The following is a 21,346-nucleotide window of genomic DNA, read 5'->3' on the forward strand; positions in this document are numbered from 1 at the left end:
GACTCAGACTTAACCTTGATGGCGGTTGAGAAAATTCTTCAGAAGAAGTCGTGGTCTGTTATTTCTTCAACGTATGGTTTTACAGGAAGGAAACAAGTTGAGGCTGCATTGCAGCAATTTGTCTTTGATGCTTTGGTCCATCAGTCCGGTATATAACCGATATGATTTCCGCGATTTACACTGTAAACGAGCCTTGCGTTTTACAGCAACTACATACTGGAAAATAAACGTGTCAATGTGTGTATCCGACTCAAGGTGTCTTTACAGTGTAAATCAGGAAATATAAGCCTCTTCCTAACCAGTAAACTTCTATGTTGGGGGACAGAAGATTGGAATAAGGAGAAGAAAAAAGGCCCGAGAAAGGCCTTTTTGTTTGGGGTTATGCGACTGGCGTATCTTCAATGATGTAGCCTTGGAAGCCATCAATGAAGAGTTCGGAAAGCTTATCAAGCTGCATTTTTGTTTCTACCCGTGTCGCAATCGTCGTGATTTCTAAATTGTATGCCGTACGGCAAATCGAAGACAGAACATGACGCTTGGTTTCGTCGTCAATATCATTGGTATAGGCGAAATCGATTTTGACATAGTCTGGCTTGAAGGTATTTAAGTAGTCGACAGACTTAAAGTTACGACCGAAGTTATCTACACCAAAGCCAAAATTGTTTCTTCTGATCTGTTCAACCAACAGTTGACAGTGATCAGGGTAACGGACGAAAACCGACTCAGGAATTTCGAAATACAGCCTGTCAGACAGTGCACTGTTCTTTTGCATCTGTCTTGTCAGCCACAGAATGAAATTAGCGTTAGTAATACTGAATGATGTCAGGTTAACGGCCAATGGACCACTTGATGAGTTACTGTCCAATTCTGCGATAACGCGTTCAACGACATACTTATCGAAAGCATCACCCATCTTAAGTTGCTCAACCATCCCTAAGAAGTGTCCAGCGCCATAATACTGCTCACCGACTTGAATCGCCGAAAATACCTCGTGATGGAGAACATTGTTCGCTTTAGTCGAAGCAGGTTGGAAGTTCAGAACAAAGTGGTCATTCAACATGGAGTCCGTGAGCAGCTGTTTCCATTGCTGTTTACCCATAATTGATTGCTCAGCATCGTTATCAACAATCGTGATTGATTTGGTTGCTTGTTGCTGTGCTTGGGACAGAGCATTATCGGCTTGAGCGAGCAGCACACTTGAATCCCTGTTATTCACGTCATTGATTGCCAAACCCACGGCAAGGTCGAGTGGAAACTGGCCGAACCCTGTCTGAGTATTGGTAAGATTGTGGTGAATATTTTCAGCAATCATCTTCAATGTATCGGCACCGAAGTTTGGTGCGATAATGCCAAATTCATCTTGTGAAATACGTGCGGCTGTGAATTCTGAGTCGCCAATTGTTTGGGTCAACATTGTCGAGAAACGCTGGACTAACTTGTCGCCACTTTCATAACCTTCTTTTTCGTAGACGGTACGAATGAGACCAATGCGAACAAGAATAAGACCGCCTTGTGGATTTTCAGCAAGCCATGAACCCAGTTGCCCGGTAAAGAAACTACGGTTACCAAACCCAGATACAGAATCCATAAAAGCCTGCTCGCGAAGCTTATTAGCTTCCTGAGCTTGTTGTTTAAAGAAGGCCTGAAGTTGTTCAGCCATCTTATTAATCGCACGAACGACAGTTTTTAATTCTGTTGTGTTAGGTTCCTCAATGGCTGGCGGGAACTGGTTTTTTGCTAGCTGTTCAACATGACGAGTAATTTTACGCAACGGATTCAATGAGCGATTTATTTGAAGAGATATTGTTGCAAGCGCAACAAGGAAAAGTAACGACACCCAAATACCCAGCTGAACAGATGCTTCCCACAGTTGTCGGTATGCATAGCCGGGGTGGGGGATAATAGTCAGCTCACCATATTGCTTCCAACCGCCTGAGAGGATTCGATCGTGGGAAACTTCAGGGAAAAAATCTAACTGATAAACCAATCAGGCACCCCTTCAATGTTAACAGGGTAAGTCTGCTTGATAACCGTTGAATCGTTAAACAACTCTATTTTTACTTCTTTGTAAAAGCCGCCATCAAAATAGGCTTTTAAAAGAGTTTCGATAGAGACGTTATCACCATCTTTTAAATAAGTATCAAGTGACAGCGCCATAGAATTTAGGGCGTTATCGGCACCGGTTGTTTGCTGGGCAATAAGAAAATTGCGCGTGGTATTTAATTGCACTGCAGTCAACGCAAAAAGCAGAACAATAAATACGACTAACAGCCAAGTGAATATTTGTCTGAAGAGAGTCATTTGTTTTCAACCATTGTAGTTCACTATCGCTTTTTTCATTTTTGATGAACGAATTCGTGATTTGACGTCATTCCATAAACTTAAGCGTGATGATTTCCCTGCGAGTATTTCGCGACCACGTTCTTTAAGTAACCAAAGCCTACTACCATTGAAGCTGTAGACGGGGAATAAATCCTGTCTTTTTGACGCATCTTTGATTTCTGGGTCCAAATTATCAAGCAGTAACGGGTCATCCCCCGGCCTCGGATAATAGGCCAAAACCATGTGAAATTGATTAAGGTTTAGTGCTTTTACATATATCAATCTCAACTTGTCATCATCTATTCCTAGTTCTCTGAGTGTGAAGTATTTAGCGATGGTAAAATCTTCACAATCGCCGGCATTACTGCCAATCATTTCTATTGGTGTTGCCCAATAATCTTCCTGTCCCCATAGTACGAGATCGTCAACGAAATGTAGTTGATTGAAGAAGGCGTTTACCAGATGGAGTTTTTCTTCATCAGGAAGATGCTGATTGTCAGTCACGAGTGTTTGCCACGCCTTCGTGCGCAGGACAGCTTGATCGCCATAGGTCTGCTGAACTTTATTGATAAGTTCTTTATCAAAAATTTCTGATGCTGTTGTACCTACCACCAGCGATGCAACAGTCAGGCAAAGAAGTACAAGAGTTCGCATACTAAACCTTAACAACCCATGTCGACATTTTGCCGATAAATCATGTAGTCTGGTGGGCTGGCATATGTATCAGTACGCCGGGAGTGTTCGAAAAGAGAGGTAAAGCTTTGCATGTCCGCGCCTCTAATTATTAGTTATTGAGCGGTCGTTGATTACTTAACTTATGAGATGAGTTTAGAATCATGTGGCGTCGACGTCAGTATTTGAGTAAATGTTGACGGTAAATGTGTCCTTCAACAATTTTGCCCGATTACTTTAACAGTAAGTACAAACAAAGCAGAAAAAACATATTGAGATACTGAGCCAATAGATAACAGAAAGCCACCCTTAAATTGCGAGTGATTATACGAATGCCTGTGTGAACAATGAATGAACGCGACATACTGATCTACTTGTGTTGCTCACGCATAAAATACAAAATGTGGCAAAACAAAAGCTGGAGTTAAGCATGGAATTGTCTGATATTCGTCGTGAATATATTCAGGGTGGCTTGAGAAGGAAAGATCTGAATCCTGACCCTATCGCATTTTTTGAGCATTGGTTGAAACAGGCAATCGACGCAGAGCTACCCGATCCAACTGCAATGACGGTGGCAACCGTTGATGAAAACGGCCAACCATTTCAGCGCATTGTGCTGCTGAAAGATGTCGGTCATGACAGTATGGTTTTTATACCAACCTTGGTAGCCGAAAAGCTGAACACCTTAAACACAATCAACGTATCAGCCTCCATTTTCCGTGGCATCATCTTGAACGCCAAGTACATGTCACAGGGACTGCAGAGCAACTGAGTAAGACAGAAGTGATGAAATACTTCACCTCGCGCCCGAAGGAAAGCCAATTGGCGGCATGGGCCAGTAAACAAAGCCAACGCCTTTCAGCCCGCAGTGCGCTTGAGGGAAAGTACATGGAGCTGAAGCAAAAGTTTGCGAAAAGCGAAGTACCTGTCCCGACATTCTGGGGAGGCTTCCGGGTGAAAATTGATAGCATGGAATTCTGGCAGGGTGGGGAGCATCGGCTTCATGACCGATTTATTTACCAAAGCCAGCAAGACGGTCAATGGAATATTGAGCGCTTGTCACCGTAATTGGCCTTTCTCGTTGACCCGTCAGAGAAAGCATGACGATATAAGCGAAAAGCCTTGCTCCTAAACAGAACAAGGCTCTTTGTTTTAGCGCCACTTTAAACGTTTTACATCGCGGCGGGTAGCCAAGTGACAATACTTGGGAACAAAGCGATTAAGATAACCAGTGACAAGATACCGATGAAAAATGGTAAAACACCCACCATCACATCGGTAATACTTCCCGGGTTCCTCACACCTTGAACGATATATAGGTTCATTCCGACTGGCGGGGTGAGAAGCGCAAGCTCACTCATAATCACCACAAAAACGCCAAACCAAATAGGGTCTATACCTACAGCGGTTACAACAGGAAAGAGAACAGGTATCGTGGTTATCATCATCGCCAATGCATCAAGAAAACAGCCAAGAATAAGATAAAGAACCACCAGATATAAGATCAACTCAACGGGTGTAACATCAAGTGAAGTGATGAAAGATGCGACTACATTGGGTATACCGAGTATGCCCATACTGAAATTCAAGAAAAAAGCACCAATAAGCACCAGCACAATCATGGCGGTGATTCTTACTGTCCCGAGCAAGCTATCATTGAGCATTTCAATATCGAGTTTCTTGTAGTAGGCCGCTAGCCCAAGTGATGATACAACACCCACTGCCGCTGCTTCCGTGGGGGTTGCCCATCCGCCGTAAATATAAAGAAGATAAATGCAGGACTAAACCCGACACTTGCGGCAAACGCTAATGCATATCTACCCAGCTCATCAATACCTTGAAATGAATGGTTAAAGACTTTCCGGGCGACGATTTCAGCCCCTGTAACAAAGGCCTGAACCAGCAGAACATACCCAGCACTGAGTGTGATAACGTGCATCAGCTGGTTTATGCGATCTTCGAGTTTCATAACCTAGGCCCTACATTAGTTGCTTTGCGGTGATTTGCCGCGAGCAGCACCTACTGTGTCATACCAGACTTTTTCACAAGCTTTATATGTTGCTTAACACCTTGAGAACCAGTCAGGTAGCACGACGTTTACTGCTGCCTTTTTAACGCGCAGGTTATCAGCTTCGGAGATAGGAACGAGTTTCATCGAGAATTTTTACCGACGGTGCAACCTGACTGATTGGTATTACCGGCAACAGCATCCTCATTGATGCTTTGAGCAAGTTCCCATTGTGATGCTTCGAGTGTTGAATAGGCTTTGGTTATCTTGCCCCATTCTTCATCCGAGAGACTTTGCCACCATTCAAAGTTTGCGAAAATGCCTTACACAGATCCAGAAACAGAGAGCGGTAATTGATGTGTTGTTACTTCTGGCCATTTGCCTGAGTTATCTGACGTAGGAGAAGTAACACCACAATCTGCTTCGCCGCGTTGTAACGCAGGATATACTTCGCCGAAACTCAGTGTTACCGGGCTTGCACCAAAGGTTTCAAGAAGAGCGAACATTGAAGGTGTGAAGCTACGGATTTTTAGACCGGCTAGGTCATCTACTTTTTCTATGTCGGCATTACAATAGAAGACTTGTGGGCCAAAAGGCCATAGAGCTAAAACTGTGGCACCAAATCGGCTTCGCAGTCGGTCATCTTATGAGGTTTGATATGCGTCAACAGCGGCTCGAAGGCTCGTCATGTCTGTTGAAATACCAATTAAATCTGAACCTTCAAAGAAGCATCATCTCTGGCTGCTGTACCAATCTGCACAGAGACTATATTGAAAGCATTGTCGGCAACAAGGCGAAGGCCGTCTGCTGTACTTAAACCTGAGCTCCGTAGTTATTGTAAAGAACATTGAATCCATCACTTTTCAGTGATTTTATCGCTACTTCTTCGTTTGGAAACTGTTTTGCTGTTTCGATGAGTTGAGTCAGAACCCTGACTGGTTGTGCTGATGCGGAGAAAGGTGGAGAGAGGAGAAGTCCACCTATGAGTCCGGCACTTATCCATAAACGACGGTTAATTTCCATGGTGATAGTTCTTTTACTTTGGTAGTGAGAGGCGAAACGTATGACTTACACTCCAGATTTTTGCCTCGTGGATAATGACCACAAAAGCTAGGATGCTGATTCAGGTTGTCCAGAGTCTAACGAGTTCTTAGACAAGAAGACTAACGCTAAATAGCGCTGTGTTATCTAGTCGCAATGTTTGAACAAGCGATGCTTTTGTCATTTTGCACTCAGCCAACTTGAAGTTGGTTTCTATAGGCAATAAAGCGAATAGACAAATGTTATTTTGTATACAATATTAGATATTTTTTTAATCGATTAGTTGCGTATTACACTTCAATTTTTTTGTGTAATATGGTTTAAAACTTGAGAATTTAACAGATTATATATTTATGTAATTGATTTTTATAGTTTAAATTGACGTTCTGTTTTGACATCAATGTTGATAATAAAGCGTTTTCTGAATGGGGATATCTATGAGTTGAGTGTTTTTAGACTGGTTTTTATATGTACGTATTTTTACTATTGTTAACATAATTAGTGTCCTCTAACTATGTGAGTTGTTATGTCTTGTGGTTTAACTGGCGGCATAAAAAAGGCAGCAAGGCTGCCTTTAAAGTCGAAACTGAAAACGTTTTCTAGATATTTCGGACGACACGAAAACCCAGATAGTTCGCCGTAATATTTGAGTTCAATTCAAGTCTCTCGGAGACTCTTGCGCTGCCCGGTGAAAAACTCCACGCACCACCTCGCGCTACAGGAATATCACTAGAGGCCCACTCCCATACGTTTCCAGCCGTATCGTAAACGCCATATGCATTTGCCGGAAAGCTGGCAACAGGGGAGGTGCTTTTGTTCGACCATGCGCTTCCGCTCCAGCCGGTGTTGGCTCGACCGACACCGATGTCATCACCCCACCAATAGTCTGACTGGCTTCCGCCGCGTGCTGCGATTTCCCATTGAGTTTCCGATGGCAAGCTATAGTTATGCCCTGTATGGCGGCTGAGCCATTTTGAATAGGCGAGTGCATCATTTTTACTGATGCACACCACAGGCGAACGATCAGATTGTTTAAAGCCGGGATTACGCCAGTTGTGATTGATCAGTTGTTTTGTTTTGCCGTAAATCAGCGCCGAACAGCCAAGCCCTTTCTCGGCTTCCGTGACGTAACTTGTCTCTGCTACAAACTCACGAAATTGTTTCACGGTAACCGGCGTTGCGGCGATAGAGAAGGGCTTCTGGACTTTGATTGGTCTCTCTGCGTGCTGCCCAATTTGGTACTGACCCGCTTTTATCACAATCATGTCAGGTGCTTTGCGATTATTTGAAAGCGAGTCGCTGAACTTTTTTCCTGGTTTGGAGGCGTTAGTGACCTCCTCAAGGTTGGCCCAAATGATGGAATCTTTAGTCATGATCATTTGTCTGCTGTATGGGCGGTAACCGGGCTTTTCGACCATCAGCTGATGCTGACCAGCGGGCAGCATGATCTCAACCGGTGTGCTGCCATAAGAAACACCGTTGATGGTGACTTTATCATCGAAGCGATTGGAGCGAATTTTAACGTTTATCCAGCGCTTGTTGTCATTGATTTCATCAAGCAGCGCGACATCTTGTGATTGATTCAAACAATAACGATCGGCGAAGTTAAGAAGCTTACAAGCGACTTTATCATCAGGTTGGCTTCGCATTTCGACATTAATCCGAGTGACATAGCCGTTGTCGCCTTTGAAACCACTACTCACAATATTGCTGTTGAGTACCTGAATATTGAAAGAGACAGCGCTGGCATTCATCTTGGCGAGTGACGTTTCGGTCACGTCATCGATTAACTTTGTCTGAAAAGTATCTACTGCTTTTTGCATCGTCAGCGATTTACCCTGTTTCGAACAAGCCGCCAGGGTGACATTGGCATCACAGGTGATGGTATGAACAAGCTCGATAGAATCCGTTGAGCTAAGCTCCTGCATCATCCGTTTGACGCGGGCAAGCTTCATATCTTCCTGAATACTGTCCATGGCATTGCTGAGTAATTGTTTTTGCTGTTTGAGATCTTCAACCAACTGTTGCTGGTCGTTAACCAGTACATCCATGTTGGTGATTTTCTCTTTATTTTCACTCAAAGATTGCCATGAAGAGAGGTAGTCCTGCTGGAACTGACCAAGGCTGGTTATATCGGGCCGCTCTAACAAACGCCGGTACTGCTCGTCCAGTCTGTCACGAGTTTGATTTCGGTTTACTTCAAGCTGACTTCGCTCTTTATTGAGTGAAGACCGCTTGGTGATCAATGTTGCCAGCGTGTCATGCTGTACCTGAAGGTTCTGCGAGTGGGTATTGATCTCCTCGCGTTTTTCTTCAAGCTGTCGTTCGAGCGTAAAAACAGGATCCTCGTTGAGTGACCTTGTCTCTTCCGCAAAAACGTTCCCTGTAAGAAGCATTAACCAAATTGCTGACAGAAGTATGGACAGTCGATTACGCATTGTTTCTACCCTGATCATTCAAATTTGACGCGATTAGTTGGGACTTCACTATGACGACACCATTTTGCATCGCATGAAAATGGTCATAGATCTTGGAATATAAAATTATGTATTGAAATTAAAATTTAGTATCAGATATGAGATTTCGCGTAGAAGTGGGAGAGTTTTGAGAGATTTATCAATTCATAAAGCAACAATTATGTAATCCATTGTTTAGTGGGTCCTATTCAGCAACAAGACGTTTCCCGTTGTTTCTCCTCTGATGAGCGCTCACATGCAGGTGCGATCTTAGATCCAAGTTTACGGAACGATGATCAGGGGAAGATCGTTGTCATTTTTATCCGGAAAGATGATCAAGATGTATGTCATTCATTGCTTCTTTATTTAGTTTAATTAAAACAATAATTTATGGTTTTATCTACATGTGTTTCGAAAGGGGATAACTCGAATAACACACGAATTTGCGATTGGAATGATGGGATCCTGTTCGCTTATACAGTCCAAATGACATATCCCGTAGTTTTGACAACACTTGATCATCTTTCCGGTAATGATGATCGCGTTTTTCATCGATAAATGAGACAATCGCGCGACGTAAAATATCACCTAACTTACTGTATCCATGAGCTCGACACGTAAACAATCTCAAATCATTGCCTTACCCAATCAGACGTCTCACCACGCCCATGATTACGGTCAGGTGGTGATTGGTCTTCAGGGCCAGTCAGAGTTTGAAGTTGGTGGTCGAGGCGGCTTGGTGGGGCCGGGGCAGGGTTGCTTGGTGTCATGTCTTGAAGAGCATGCTTTTTCTGGCGTGGGCCAGAACGAGATTCTGGTTATCAATGTGCCTGTTGATGATTTTTACAACCAACCGCATGTTGAGGATAAAGTGGCTCAACTGTTCAGTGGAGAGGCGTACTTTCAGCTTGATAATCAGGCGCAATTACTTATCAAAGCCTTAAGTACCGAAATGGCAGCCAACCCTGGCGATTTTCTTTTGAGTGCTGCCTGTGCGGACACCTTAGTATGCGTGCTGCAAAACCATTTCAAAGAGCGGGTTACGCCGCGCCGTCATGGACATCGACTCAATATGGATGTGATTGATCGATATATTCATGCCCATATAAGTCGGAAAATAGGGGTGGCTCAGTTGGCTGGTACCGTATTTCTTGCTGAAAGCCAGTTCCACCAGCTCTTTAAAGAGCAGGTTGGCATGACACCTCATCAATACGTACTGGAAAAGCGCTTTACTCTCGCGCGACAACTTATTCACGAAAGTCAGCTTTCTATGGCGCAAATAGCTGACAGTTGTGGCTTTGCAAGTCAGAGTGGATTTACCAGTGCTTTTTCTCGTTATTTTGGTGTCTCTCCCTCCCGATATCGCACACAGCAGCCATGAGGCGTTGCTTCCAGTTTATTGATTGTTTTTCCTTACAATAAAACACTGCCATTTGTTAATTTTTCATCGCGTATTAACTGTGATCTTTCTCTCTTACTTTCTTTATCTGTTGTCTAATTTTAAATATCTGAGATTTTCTTTGTTAATGATCGGAGTATTTTGTAATAATGCCGCAGATTTTTGAAAGACCAGATACGGACATCGGCTAGAATCGGTTAACTAATAACATGGATGCAACATTTTCCGCTTTGATGGAGAATACGGAGAGAGAATCCTGCTTATGTTTAAAGCGATCGATGTCCTTGCCCCCGCGTTTATTGAGCAACCGCTTGAAACGCTCTGGCAGAATATTTCCCCACTTTATTGTGTAGACGAGAGCCAGTGGCTGAAAGAGCTACTGCCTTTGGCTACCCCTTCCGACGCTGAACGCAAATTGACTGATGAACAATCAACAAGATTGATTGAGTCTGTGCGTGCAGATAATAAAGCCGTTCAGATGATTGATGCTCTGTTGCTGGAGTACAGCCTAGATACCCGTGAAGGTATTTTGCTGATGTGTCTGGCAGAGGCGTTGATGCGTGTGCCAGACAGTAAAACTGCTGATGCACTGATTCGTGACAAGCTAGGTGTTGCTGATTGGAAATCACACCTTAAGAGCTCTGAATCTGTCTTTGTTAACGCATCAACATGGGGCTTGATGCTGACCGGTAAAGTTGTGAACTTGGATGAGCAAAAATCTAGCCCTGTCTCAACGCTTAACCGTCTCGTCAACAAATTCTCCGAACCTGTGATCCGTCAGGCCATGCATCAGGCCATGAAGATCATGGGTCACCAGTTCGTTCTGGGCCGTAATATCAATGAAGCGCTAAAGAATGGCGAGAAGCCTCGTGATAAAGGTTTCACCTACTCATTTGATATGCTGGGTGAGGCAGCACTGACCCGTCAAGATGCGCAGAAGTACTTCAATGATTACATGGAAGCTATCGAAGCCGTCGGCAGAAACCTGCGTCGTGGCGATGCGCCCGAACCTTCAGTCTCTATCAAGCTCTCTGCATTACATCCTCGTTATGAAGTGGCTAACACAGAACGTGTGATGACAGAAATGTACGACACCGTGCTGGCGCTGCTTGACCGCGCTATTGAACTTGGCGTCGCGATTACGGTTGATGCTGAAGAAGCGGATCGTCTTGAATTGTCATTGAAGCTTTTTGAAAAACTGTATACGCACCCGACCGTTGCCGGCTGGGGCAAGTTTGGTCTTGTTGTTCAGGCATATTCGAAGCGTGCACTTCCCGTGATCACTTGGTTGGCAGGTCTCGCCCGTGCTCATGGCACCGTTATCCCAATGCGACTGGTTAAAGGTGCATACTGGGATACAGAGATTAAGCTGGCGCAACAACACGGCCACCATGGCTATCCTGTCTATACCCGTAAAGAAGCGACAGATGTGGCTTATCTTGCTTGTGCGCGTTTCTTGCTGTCAGACCAAGTCCGTGGCCTGATTTATCCGCAGTTCGCAAGTCACAATGCCCATACCGTTGCTGCTATTTCTGCGATGGCACCGCATGGTGATTTTGAATTCCAGCGTCTGCACGGTATGGGTGAAGCACTTTACAACCACGCAATGAGCCAGTTTGGCAACGGTGTACGTATTTACGCGCCAGTTGGCAGTCACAAAGACTTGCTGCCATACCTCGTTCGTCGCTTGCTTGAGAATGGTGCTAACAGTTCATTCGTTCACCGCTTGGTTGATGCGCGCTGCCCAATCAGCGATCTGATTCAGCATCCGGTTGATGCTCTGCTGTCTCGCGAAACGCTGCACAATAATCGCATCCCAATGCCAGTTGAAGTATTTGGTGAAAACCGTAAGAACTCGATGGGTGTGGCGACAGATATTGAGTCTGAATGGACGCCATTCGCTGATAAGGTTGCGCAGTATATGACGGACAGTCAGTGGCATGCTGCGCCGCTGGTGAATGGCGAAACATTGAACGGTGATGCGCAGCCTGTGCTTTCTCCGTACAACCGAAGCCTTCAGGTCGGCACACTGGCATTTGCTTCTGAACAGCACGCCAGTCAGGCGCTGGACATTGCCGCTGAGAGTTTTGCTTCATGGGCAGCACTTAAGGCAGAAGCGCGTGGCGAGTACCTACTGAAGCTTGCTGACAAGCTTGAAGAAAATCTGCCTGAATTGGTTGCTCTTTGCCATCGTGAAGCGGGTAAAACCATTCATGACAGCATTGATGAAGTGCGTGAAGCGGTCGACTTCCTCCGCTACTATCCGGTTGAAGCAACAACCATGATGGACTCGCCAGAGTCATTCACACACTTTACTGGTGAATCCCGCACTGCGGTATATTCCGGACGCGGCGTGTTTACCTGTATCAGCCCGTGGAACTTCCCGTTAGCTATCTTTATCGGACAGGTCGCTGCGGCGCTGGTTGCGGGTAATACCGTGGTCGCCAAACCGGCTGAGCAAACATCGCTGATTGCCTACCGTGCGATTCAGTTATTGCTTGAAACAGGCATTCCGGCTGGGGTTGTTCATCTTCTTCCGGGTAAGGGTGCCGTTGTGGGTAACGCGTTGACGCGTGATGAGCGTATCGCTGGTGTTGCCTTTACAGGCTCGACGCCTACCGCACAGCGAATCAACCAAAGCCTTGCCCAGCGTGATGCTGAACCAGTGCCTTTGATTGCAGAAACGGGTGGCCAGAATGCAATGATTGTAGACAGTACAGCACTGCCTGAGCAGGTTGTTCGCGATGTGCTGCGGTCTGCTTTCGCATCAGCAGGACAACGTTGTTCAGCGCTTCGCGTTCTCTATGTACAGGAAGATATTGCCGAGCGTGTCATCACGCTGATCAGAGGCGCGATGTCTGAACTTTCTGTCGGTGAGCCATCGTTGCTGAGCACAGATGTTGGCCCTGTCATTGATGAAATGGCGCAGCGTAAATTGAAGGCTCACATTGCTGAAATGGACCGTCACGCTGAGAAAGTAGCGTCAGTCAAACTGGATGCAAGCTGCGACAACGGTACGTTTGTTGCGCCAACAGCGTTCGAGATTGACTCTATTTCCCGTCTGGATCAGGAGCACTTCGGCCCGATCCTGCATATTTTGCGTTATAAAGCGGATGAGCTTGACCAGATCATCGATCAGATCAACCAGACAGGTTTTGGTCTGACACTGGGTGTCCACAGTCGAAACGAAGGGACTTATCGTCACATTGACAAACGTGCCCGCGTTGGTAACTGCTACATCAACCGTGATCAGGTTGGCGCAATGGTGGGTGTTCAACCATTCGGTGGTCAGGGACTGTCTGGTACGGGACCGAAAGCGGGTGGTCCTCACTATCTCCACCGCTTTGCGAAAGTGGAGGTGCAGGCATGAATTCTCAAGCACAAGGAGTAACCGCGGTGGCAGCAATCGATCAAAGTCTTGCACTATGGGAAGACTGGAACCATCAAGGTGTTGAACAACGCATCGCTCTGTTGAACGCATGGGCGGACAGTGTCAGTCATCGAGGTGGTCAGGTGTTCTCCGATACTGCAGCAATGATCCGTTTCCAGTGCCAGAGTGCAACACGGTACTTGAGCCCAGTTCATGAAATGCCCGGGCCAACAGGTGAAAGTAATGAGCTATATGCATCGGGTCGCGGCGTTTTTGCAGTCACGGGTGATAGTTCCCTGACGGTCATTGCACTGGCGGGGCAGCTTGCCGCAACATTGCTGGCGGGTAACTGTGCAGTGGTTGTTGTTCCTGATGCTGTGGCCGAGCAGGCTGATGCGCTCTTGGCTGATTTGGTAAAAGCTGGCTGTCCTGCTCGTGTTGCCAGCCGTATTGCTGACACTGAGTTAGCGGCCATCACCACTGATCCAAGATTAGCGGGTGTTGCCGTTACCGCACACCAAAACGTTATTCGTGAAATTAATCAGCGACTGGCGGGCCGCTCAGGCTTGCTTGCTCAGCTGGTGGCTGAAACTGATGCGTCACAACTGATGACGATTGGTTCCCCTTCCTACATATTGCGCTTTATCACAGAGCGCACCCGCACAATCAATGTCACTGCCGTGGGTGGCAATGCCACACTTCTGGAACTCGGCAGCGGTTAATACTAAGAACGTCCAGAATACGGCCCCGTTCATCGGGGCCGAATCATTTTTAAGGAATATCCAATGATAGAAAACAGCTTCGCTATCAGTGCGACGTTTGTAGCGTACCTTGCCTTAATGCTTGCAATCGGTATTTACGCCTACAAAAAAACGTCAAACTCTGAAGATTACTTTCTCGGTGGCCGCTCTCTAGGGCCATGGCCAGCCGCCCTCTCAGCAGGTGCTTCCGACATGAGTGGTTGGTTATTACTTGGTTTGCCAGGTTATGCCTACGCTGCGGGTATGGAGTCACTCTGGTTAGCAGGTGGCTTACTGCTGGGTACATGGCTGAACTGGCTTATCTGTGCTAAACGCCTTCGCACCTACAGTATTGAAGTTGACAACGCTCTGACGTTACCTGAATTTTTTGCCCGTCGGTTCAACGATAACAGTAAATTGCTTCAAACCATCTCTGCATTCTTTATTCTGCTGTTCTTTCTGTTCTACACCAGTTCAGGTTTGGTTGCGGGTGGGAAGCTTTTTGAGACCGTTTTCGGCCTTGATTACCAGCTCGCAGTGATCATCGGTACCGTGTGCGTGGTGTCTTACACCTTGTTTGGTGGATTCTTGGCGGTGTCGTGGACGGATCTGGTACAAGGTCTGTTGATGGCAGCTGCTCTGGTATATGTCCCGCTTGTTACTATGGACGGCTCTTTCAGCGAGCTTAGCAATGGATTAGCGGCGAAAAACCCAGAGTTACTGACCATCTGGAATAACATCGAAGGCAAACCCTTGACAGCCATCAGCATTATTTCACTGATGGCGTGGGGCCTTGGATATTTTGGTCAGCCACACATTCTGGCGCGATTTAAAGCAACCCGCTCAAACAAAGATATTACTACTGCCCGTCTAATTGCTGTGTCTTGGACTGCACTGTCTATGTTCGGCGCGATGCTGATTGGTCTTGTTGGCATCATGTTCATTGGAGCAAACCCAGATGTCGCTTTGGAAGATCCTGAAAAAATCTTCATGGTACTGGTGAATGCAGCCTTCCACCCGGTCATTGCAGGTATCTTATTGGCTGCCATCCTTGCGGCGATCATGAGTACTGCGGATTCACAATTGCTGGTGTCATCGTCAGCATTAGCTGAAGACTTTTACAAGCAGGTTTTCCGCCCTCAGGCGAGCAACGAACAGGTTGTGATGATGGGACGTATCGCCGTGGTTGCACTGTCGCTGGTGGCGCTGGCACTGGCCATGAACCTGATAGCACGGTATTAGGTCTGGTGTCTTACGCGTGGGCGGGTTTTGGTGCCGCATTTGGTCCGGCATTGTTACTGAGTCTGTTTTGGAAAGACATGAACCGTAATGGCGCGCTGGCAGGTATTCTGACTGGCGGTATCACCGTTGTCGTCTGGAAGCAGCTAAGTGGCGGCTTGTTTGACATCTACGAGATTGTACCTGGGTTTATTCTTGCCGGGGTAGCTGTTGTGGCTGTGAGTAAACTCACAGGTGGCGCTTCAGCGGATGTTAAAGCTCAGTTCGACAGCTACGAGACGAAGTTAGAAACATTAGATTAATTGCGAAGGAAGCAGTGAGTGAAACAAAAAAGGATGCGCAAGCATCCTTTTTTATTCTGTGGTTAGAGCCAATTCGATATGTCTTGAAGACACCGGAACAATGATCAAGCTCTGATCAAGTCCAGTTACTCGCAACGGGTAAACGATTGACCATTTCCCCCACTTCTTTCATACCTGCCACTGTTTTGACCAAAGGATGCTCCAGTGTGTCTTTACCCCGGCTATTGAAATGGATGGTTCTCATGCCCGCATTAATACCCGCTTGCACCCCTTGCACAGTGTCATCAACAAAAAGACATTGCTCTTTGGGTGTAGCCATATTCATTGCCGCATATCGCAGCACATCCGGGGCAGGTTTCCAATTATTGGTGTCATAAGCACTGAAAAGTCGCCCCTCGAAATAGGGTAATAGGTCGGTACTTTCGAGGCTGGAGTATAGCTTGGCAATTGGGCCATTGGATGCAACACAGATATCGAGCCCAATCTGGTAAAGGTGATCAAGTAACTCTGGCACCCCTTCAATGGGGGAGAGCTTTTCACCAAAGAGGGCGTCACACTCTTTGCGGTATAAAGGTTCGAGTTCATGAAGGGGAAGGGTTATCTGATGGCGTTCGCAGGTTTTTAGTAGGATGTCAGTTTGTCGTCCGCCTTGAAAGTGGTCCAAGCACTCATCCAGTGTCAAGGTAACACCATAGCACGCGAAGGTATTCACCAACGCCTGTTGAGACAGCGTTTCACTGTCGACTAAGGTGCCCTCACAGTCGAAAATGATGCAGGAGATGGCAGTATCAAAGTCAAAGTGTTCCATATCATCCCTTCATAGTTTTGCTCCCCCTCTTATTTAATCTTTGGTTCAATCCTCGAATTGGACAAGTTAGTGATTTTCAATTTGCTATCGACGTCGTGTTAAGGGATTGATATTGGTTTTAAAGTCAGCGTAGGATCTAAGTTTGATGGAAGATAAACGGAAGTTAAGGATAAAAATGACGTACCAGCATCTTTGGAAAAATGGCAATGCTTGCGACTTACCTGTCGGCAAGGTTGTATGTATTGGCAGAAACTATGCTGACCATGCTAAAGAGCTTGATAACCCGATTCCCGACGAGCCAGTATTATTCATCAAGCCAACTTCATCGATAGTGGGTACTCATGAGCCTCTCCTTCTACCACATCGTTTTGGCCCGATTCACTATGAGGCAGAGCTATCAATTCTTATCGGTGAGACGCTGAACTGTGCGACGAAAAGCGATGCCAGAAACGCCGTGCTTGGTATTGGTGTTGGCCTAGATTTGACTCGCAGAGAGGTTCAAAGTGAGCTGAAAGCCAAACAATTGCCATGGGAACTGGCTAAAGCTTTTGACGGCAGCTGTGTGCTGAGTGACTTCGTGTCTGCAGAGGGCGTTGATTTAGCAATATCTCATTACGGTTTGGACATCAATGGTGAGAGCAGACAGCGCGGTGATACATCGTTAATGCTCACGCCAATTATCGAGCTAATCAGTCATATCAGCCATTTCTTCACACTGCATCCGGGCGATGTCATTCTGACAGGCACACCGAAAGGTGTTGGTGTGCTGGCTAACTCTGACGAATTGGCTATTTCGTTACAAGGTGAGACATTGGCTACCGTTAGCTGCGTTGCGAAGTAGCGACTTGATGAAGGCTTTGATGTTTGCAAAGCCTTCTAGCCATAACCACAAATTAGAGTGTTGTCAGACAGCGGAAAAGAGATAAGGGAATAAATGGCGCTTTTGTTGGTCTGACAGCGTGCAAACTCTCTCTACGTTATTGTCAGGAATATCTTCAGGGTCGCCCCCATAGTGACGCAGTGCTTTTTCAATACTTTCTTCTCTGATCAGATGAAAAACCGGATAGGGTGACCGATTCGTCAGGTTACTGTCACAGTCAGGCTCAGCATCAGCAAAGCAATAATCAGGGTGGAAACTGGCTACCTGATAGGTTCCTCGCCAACCATATTGATCGATCAGCATGTCTGCGACATCGAGAAACTGATTGTATTTATCAAAATCAGTGAAGTGATTAGGTGTAACGACCATTGTTGTTTCCAGTTCAGATACTGGTGTTTCATCCAGCTTTTTCAACTCATCGCACAACACTTCCATCACAACTTCGTCGCTGCTGCTCTCACAGACCAGCGTAAGTATTTGCCCATTTCGTTGAGGCTTTGCTGCGAAAGGGCAAAGGTTCAAGCCAATCACCACATTACTCAGCCACTGCTCAGTCGCTGCTTTTACATCGTGTTCTGAAGGGGAATGTTGCGATGACATACTTTACTGCCTTTGAAGAAACATTTACGACCGCGCTATCTTAATGAAATCGTCAAAATGTGGAAGTTTTTAGCTCAACTATTTTTCATGGGGGCAAGAGCGATAAGCGTGCATTGAGAGAGGGGAGAGTGCTGATTTACAGTGTGAATTGGTTGGATGTAATGAAAGGGGCAGATGCCCCTTTCTGCCACGAGTTATTAATTCGTTTGGATAGGCTGCGTGATGTAAGCCTTTGTGCCCCATAGCGGAACGGTAGAAAGGCTGTGCTTGAAACTGCCATCTGTCTCTCTGGTCGTGTATGAGAGGTAAAGAAGTGTCTGGTTTTCAGGGTCATAAATACGACGTACTTTCATTGATTTAAAGAAAATACTTTTCGATTTCTTGAACACCACTTCACCCGATTTACTCTTATCAATCTCAGCAATCATCTCCGGCGTAATCTCTCCCGTTTGACGGCATGAAATCGAGCTGTCACTCGGATCAGCAAGGCTCAAATCGGCTTCAATAGATGCAATATGACAGGTCACGCCTGGCACTTCAGGGTCAACAAGGTTGTTTACTTTGATGTCTTTGAGCGTGAACATGCCCAGCGATACGTCACCCACTTCACTGTTGTCACAACCAGCAAGCAGCGCAACCAGACCGAAAGCAAACAGAGTCTTTTTCATAGTAATTCCTTGTTTTATCAGACGTTGAGCGATGAGTATATCAGACTACCGTTGAAGAAGTGTTGACAAGGTGAGGCAAACAGTCACTTTGTTGGTGGCGAGGAAAAGGTAAAGAGAGCAGGGTGGTTTACCTGCTCTTTGATGCAGTAAGTTATGTCAGGGGTTACTTTTCGCCTTCCAACATCACTTCACCTTCTTGCCTTTCGCCTTTATCCGCCTCGTATTGCTCGAGTGCATAAAAGGCTTCGCAGAAGCTGCCAGTCTCGTTGTAGGTTTTTCTTGCTGCGGCTATTTTACGCTCTGCCATACGACGCTCCATGGGATCATTGTCTGCCGAGCTGAACGCCACCTGCAAATCAAACAGCACCTTGGAAAACTTGGTACGACAAATTTTTTCATTTTTCTGTGCCATCCGAACTTCATTTTTCGGCTTGGCAGGTTCAGCTTTTTCTTCCGCTATTGCTTGAGAAGGAATTACGAGAAAAAAAGAAACCAAAACACAAAGTAAGTAGCGCATAGTAATGTCTTTTTGTCATTAGAGTTCTGTCATTAAACATAGTTGACATGTTCGGCTCTAACAAATGCGTTGCATAGTCAAAGTACGTTAGTGGAAGTGGGCTGTGTGCTGGCGGTTTTTCGTTGCGCTTAACATTCTTAACAACAGGTCGTATCAGAACATGAATGCTCGGGGTAAAGTAGCGACTCCCTATTCATTTTGCTTGCTATCGCTATGCCACAACAAGTCAATGCATCATTACTCCAACTCTATTTCAGGGAATCTGAAACTGCGGCGTTTATTGACCACACTGACCTGCCAGCGTTAAGCGATCAGGACATGCCGGGCTTTTTTGGCTGGATGGCGAGTAAGAGACATTTTCAGTCAGAGGATGTGAGTGGTCAGTCTTATATCAAAACCTGCAGTGCAGGCTATGTCACTGAAATAACCTTTAACGCTGACGGCACCTTGGCTGAGTTTACCCTTTTCAACCGATTTCCCACCAAGGGCCAGTGGCGAATCGAACAAGGTGCGCTAGAGATAGAAATTGAAAAAGGTAGCAACCGCTATCATGCGAGAGTGATTGCTAACAAATACAGCAATATCCACTCTGCGATTGAATATAAAAATGGCGGATTGCACGCCTACCTCAAACTGGCGCAAGTCAAACCTGTCGACGAACCACAACTCTGATGGGTTAACTGCTCTTTACTCTCAGATTAAATGCACACGTCGGTGTGACAACCCTCTGAATCTTTGCTTTTCTTTGTAACAACTCACAATGATGGCGCTTTTTGTCATCCGGTTTCTCTATGCCGAGGAAAAGCATGAAACATCGCATACCTACGTGGCTGGTTGTCGCTTTCGGATTAGCACTGAATATCCTGGCAGCATTAATGACCAACTTTGTCATTGATGATCTTGGGGAGAATGCTTCCGACCTTGCAGATGCCCAATCCGAGAACACTCGGTTGATCCAGTTAAGCTGGCAGCAAATAGATGGCCTTGAACGACGCAGGGAGGCCATCATTACGACCCTGAGTATTTATGACGCTCAGGATGAACAGCCTGCAACTGCGCTCTCTTCAGCATTAACGCAGTTATGCGCGACACGGATAATGATGATCTGCCTAACTCGTTGTCTCTTGATAACTTTGGCCAAATCATGAAATTCATTAGCCGAGAACAAGCCTTACTTCGCGATCGTATCAATAATCTTTATCTGGTAAACCTTGATAAAGTAGAAGCTCACCGTGAAGTGATCAGTCAAATGAACTTCTATCGAAACCTTGCCTTATTTATACAAATTATTGGATTAGGCTGATCATGGCTCGTGATTTATCGAGATCGTAACGTTTCGATCACGTGAGTAACTCAGCATTTACATATAGCCCGAATTGATAAAACTAATAGCTAAAAATACTATATAAATTGAATTTAATAACTGCATATTTTTTGTTTAAATAGTGTTTAGTTTCAATTTTTACTATTTATATTAGTTTTAAATTCTTATGGCGGTGTCGATGAGGGATAGTGCGCGGTTCAGAGCTGCTTTAGCAGATACGTTTGCGATGGTGGTTTTCTCATTTGTGACTGGAATGATCATAGAAATTATGGTTTCTGGACTCAGCTTTGAGCAGTCATTGATGTCACGACTGATCTCTATTCCCGTTAATGTCATTATCGCGTGGCCTTATGGTTTTTTCCGAGACCGTGTCATTCGAATGGCTCGTAGCCTCTCACCAAAGCGCAGAGTAAAATCACTGGCGGATTTTCTTGCTTATGTGGTTTTCCAGTCACCCATTTATATTTTGGTACTACTGGCTGTTGGCGCTGATGTTGAGCAAATATTCACAGCAGTTACATCAAATGCATTGATTTCAGGCATTCTTGGTGTCGTTTACGGCGTTTTTCTTGAGCAGTGCAGAAGGTGGTTCAACGTTCAGTCTGAGCCTGCTGCAGCCTGAACTCTCTTCTCGTTGGTCAAAAAGCTAGCCTAACGGTTGGCTTTTTTGGTTTTAGGCCCTCCCATACCCTCTTTCACCCTTGCTCGTTTGGCATCATTGCACTTAGCTGTGCATTGAATCGAACAGCGGTACCTGATGGCTATACCGTGTAAGTCATTCATCTTTCTAAATGTTCGCAAAATAAAAATGGGCAGGTGCTAACCAGTGAAAAAACGAAAAGAGAGCAAACTTTCACCCAATCAGTCAAGAAAGCATCAATCAGCAGTTTGATGTGATAATTTACTTTGACATCACTGCGGCAGTGCTATTTAATGTCGCTCGTTGCCTCGATAGCTCAGTTGGTAGAGCAGGGGATTGAAAATCCCCGTGTCGGTGGTT

General features: G+C 45.7%; 20 protein-coding genes and 2 pseudogenes. 10 read left to right on the forward strand and 12 right to left on the reverse strand.

The window, feature by feature from the left end; genetic code table 11:
• Positions 1-379 precede the first annotated feature (379 nt).
• From CS022_RS26690 to CS022_RS19065, 3 genes are read right to left on the reverse strand one after another with little or no spacing between them, the layout of a single operon-like run.
• Positions 380-1,987, reverse strand: coding sequence for a bifunctional diguanylate cyclase/phosphodiesterase (locus CS022_RS26690; RefSeq protein WP_268967911.1), 1,608 nt, complete (start codon positions 1,985-1,987; stop codon positions 380-382).
• Positions 1,972-2,301 (reverse strand): LapD/MoxY N-terminal periplasmic domain-containing protein, encoded by a 330-nt coding sequence (locus tag CS022_RS27445; RefSeq protein ID WP_268967912.1) that lies wholly within the window; start codon positions 2,299-2,301, stop codon positions 1,972-1,974. The genes CS022_RS26690 and CS022_RS27445 overlap by 16 nt, the downstream gene beginning before the upstream one ends.
• A gap of 6 nt (positions 2,302-2,307) precedes the next feature.
• Positions 2,308-2,976 carry a transglutaminase-like cysteine peptidase gene (locus tag CS022_RS19065; protein WP_129123593.1) on the reverse strand — a complete coding sequence of 223 codons (669 nt, stop codon included), beginning with the start codon at positions 2,974-2,976 and terminating at the stop codon, positions 2,308-2,310.
• A gap of 448 nt (positions 2,977-3,424) precedes the next feature.
• Between CS022_RS19065 and pdxH the strand changes: the two are divergent.
• Positions 3,425-4,062 (forward strand): annotated as a pseudogene (pdxH, locus tag CS022_RS19070) (pyridoxamine 5'-phosphate oxidase).
• A gap of 104 nt (positions 4,063-4,166) precedes the next feature.
• Here pdxH and CS022_RS19075 read toward each other — a convergent pair.
• The 5 genes from CS022_RS19075 to CS022_RS19095 all read right to left on the reverse strand — a co-directional run bounded on the left by CS022_RS19075 (position 4,167) and on the right by CS022_RS19095 (position 8,481).
• On the reverse strand, positions 4,167-4,715 hold the full coding sequence (locus tag CS022_RS19075; protein ID WP_235869722.1) for a TRAP transporter large permease subunit: 549 nt from the start codon (positions 4,713-4,715) through the stop codon (positions 4,167-4,169).
• On the reverse strand, positions 4,688-4,963 hold the full coding sequence (locus tag CS022_RS19080; protein ID WP_129123595.1) for a hypothetical protein: 276 nt from the start codon (positions 4,961-4,963) through the stop codon (positions 4,688-4,690). Before CS022_RS19080 ends, CS022_RS19075 begins: the two co-directional genes overlap by 28 nt.
• Positions 4,964-5,325: 362 nt before the next feature.
• Positions 5,326-5,637, reverse strand: a complete 312-nt coding sequence (locus tag CS022_RS25505) for a type 2 periplasmic-binding domain-containing protein (protein WP_201746325.1) — start codon at positions 5,635-5,637, stop codon at positions 5,326-5,328.
• A 178-nt stretch (positions 5,638-5,815) separates the two neighbouring features.
• Positions 5,816-6,025 carry a hypothetical protein gene (locus CS022_RS19090; RefSeq protein WP_129123596.1) on the reverse strand — a complete coding sequence of 70 codons (210 nt, stop codon included), beginning with the start codon at positions 6,023-6,025 and terminating at the stop codon, positions 5,816-5,818.
• A gap of 617 nt (positions 6,026-6,642) precedes the next feature.
• On the reverse strand, positions 6,643-8,481 hold the full coding sequence (locus CS022_RS19095) for an SUMF1/EgtB/PvdO family nonheme iron enzyme (RefSeq protein WP_129123597.1): 1,839 nt from the start codon (positions 8,479-8,481) through the stop codon (positions 6,643-6,645).
• A gap of 622 nt (positions 8,482-9,103) precedes the next feature.
• Here CS022_RS19095 and CS022_RS19100 point away from each other — a divergent pair.
• The 4 genes and pseudogenes from CS022_RS19100 (at position 9,104) to putP (ending at position 15,549) form a co-directional block, all read left to right on the forward strand.
• On the forward strand, positions 9,104-9,880 hold the full coding sequence (locus CS022_RS19100; protein ID WP_129123598.1) for a helix-turn-helix domain-containing protein: 777 nt from the start codon (positions 9,104-9,106) through the stop codon (positions 9,878-9,880).
• Between the two features lie 280 nt (positions 9,881-10,160).
• Positions 10,161-13,268, forward strand: a complete 3,108-nt coding sequence (putA, locus tag CS022_RS19105) for a bifunctional proline dehydrogenase/L-glutamate gamma-semialdehyde dehydrogenase PutA (protein WP_129123599.1) — start codon at positions 10,161-10,163, stop codon at positions 13,266-13,268.
• A complete protein-coding gene (locus CS022_RS19110; protein ID WP_129123600.1) occupies positions 13,265-13,990 on the forward strand; it encodes an aldehyde dehydrogenase family protein in 726 nt (241 codons plus the stop codon). The genes putA and CS022_RS19110 overlap by 4 nt, the downstream gene beginning before the upstream one ends.
• Positions 13,991-14,053: 63 nt before the next feature.
• A pseudogene (gene putP / locus CS022_RS19115) lies at positions 14,054-15,549 on the forward strand (sodium/proline symporter PutP).
• 115 nt (positions 15,550-15,664) lie between these two features.
• Here the strand turns inward: putP and CS022_RS19120 are convergent.
• Entirely contained in the window at positions 15,665-16,357 is a 693-nt protein-coding gene (locus tag CS022_RS19120; RefSeq protein ID WP_129123601.1) for an HAD-IA family hydrolase, read from the reverse strand.
• 175 nt (positions 16,358-16,532) lie between these two features.
• Here CS022_RS19120 and CS022_RS19125 point away from each other — a divergent pair, with 175 nt between their 5' ends.
• Complete coding sequence (locus tag CS022_RS19125; RefSeq protein WP_129123602.1) at positions 16,533-17,198, forward strand: fumarylacetoacetate hydrolase family protein; 666 nt, start codon at positions 16,533-16,535, stop codon at positions 17,196-17,198.
• Between the two features lie 63 nt (positions 17,199-17,261).
• Here the strand turns inward: CS022_RS19125 and CS022_RS19130 are convergent, their stop codons facing one another.
• The 3 genes from CS022_RS19130 to CS022_RS19140 all read right to left on the reverse strand — a co-directional run bounded on the left by CS022_RS19130 (position 17,262) and on the right by CS022_RS19140 (position 19,022).
• Entirely contained in the window at positions 17,262-17,837 is a 576-nt protein-coding gene (locus CS022_RS19130; RefSeq protein WP_129123603.1) for a DUF1415 domain-containing protein, read from the reverse strand.
• Positions 17,838-18,034: 197 nt separating this feature from the next.
• Entirely contained in the window at positions 18,035-18,505 is a 471-nt protein-coding gene (locus CS022_RS19135; RefSeq protein WP_129123604.1) for a CreA family protein, read from the reverse strand.
• Between the two features lie 163 nt (positions 18,506-18,668).
• Positions 18,669-19,022 carry a hypothetical protein gene (locus CS022_RS19140; RefSeq protein WP_129123605.1) on the reverse strand — a complete coding sequence of 118 codons (354 nt, stop codon included), beginning with the start codon at positions 19,020-19,022 and terminating at the stop codon, positions 18,669-18,671.
• Positions 19,023-19,235: 213 nt separating this feature from the next.
• On the opposite strand from CS022_RS19140, the gene CS022_RS19145 reads away from it, so the two are divergent.
• The 4 genes from CS022_RS19145 to CS022_RS19155 all read left to right on the forward strand — a co-directional run bounded on the left by CS022_RS19145 (position 19,236) and on the right by CS022_RS19155 (position 20,968).
• On the forward strand, positions 19,236-19,694 hold the full coding sequence (locus tag CS022_RS19145) for a hypothetical protein (RefSeq protein WP_129123606.1): 459 nt from the start codon (positions 19,236-19,238) through the stop codon (positions 19,692-19,694).
• Positions 19,695-19,828: 134 nt separating this feature from the next.
• Complete coding sequence (locus CS022_RS19150; RefSeq protein ID WP_235869724.1) at positions 19,829-20,170, forward strand: hypothetical protein; 342 nt, start codon at positions 19,829-19,831, stop codon at positions 20,168-20,170.
• Complete coding sequence (locus CS022_RS26700) at positions 20,167-20,325, forward strand: hypothetical protein (protein ID WP_235869731.1); 159 nt, start codon at positions 20,167-20,169, stop codon at positions 20,323-20,325. Before CS022_RS19150 ends, CS022_RS26700 begins: the two co-directional genes overlap by 4 nt.
• A gap of 199 nt (positions 20,326-20,524) precedes the next feature.
• A complete protein-coding gene (locus tag CS022_RS19155) occupies positions 20,525-20,968 on the forward strand; it encodes an L-alanine exporter AlaE (protein ID WP_129123607.1) in 444 nt (147 codons plus the stop codon).
• Positions 20,969-21,346 lie beyond the last annotated feature (378 nt).

Source organism: Veronia nyctiphanis (assembly GCF_004116385.1).
Taxonomy (GTDB): domain Bacteria; phylum Pseudomonadota; class Gammaproteobacteria; order Enterobacterales; family Vibrionaceae; genus Veronia; species Veronia nyctiphanis.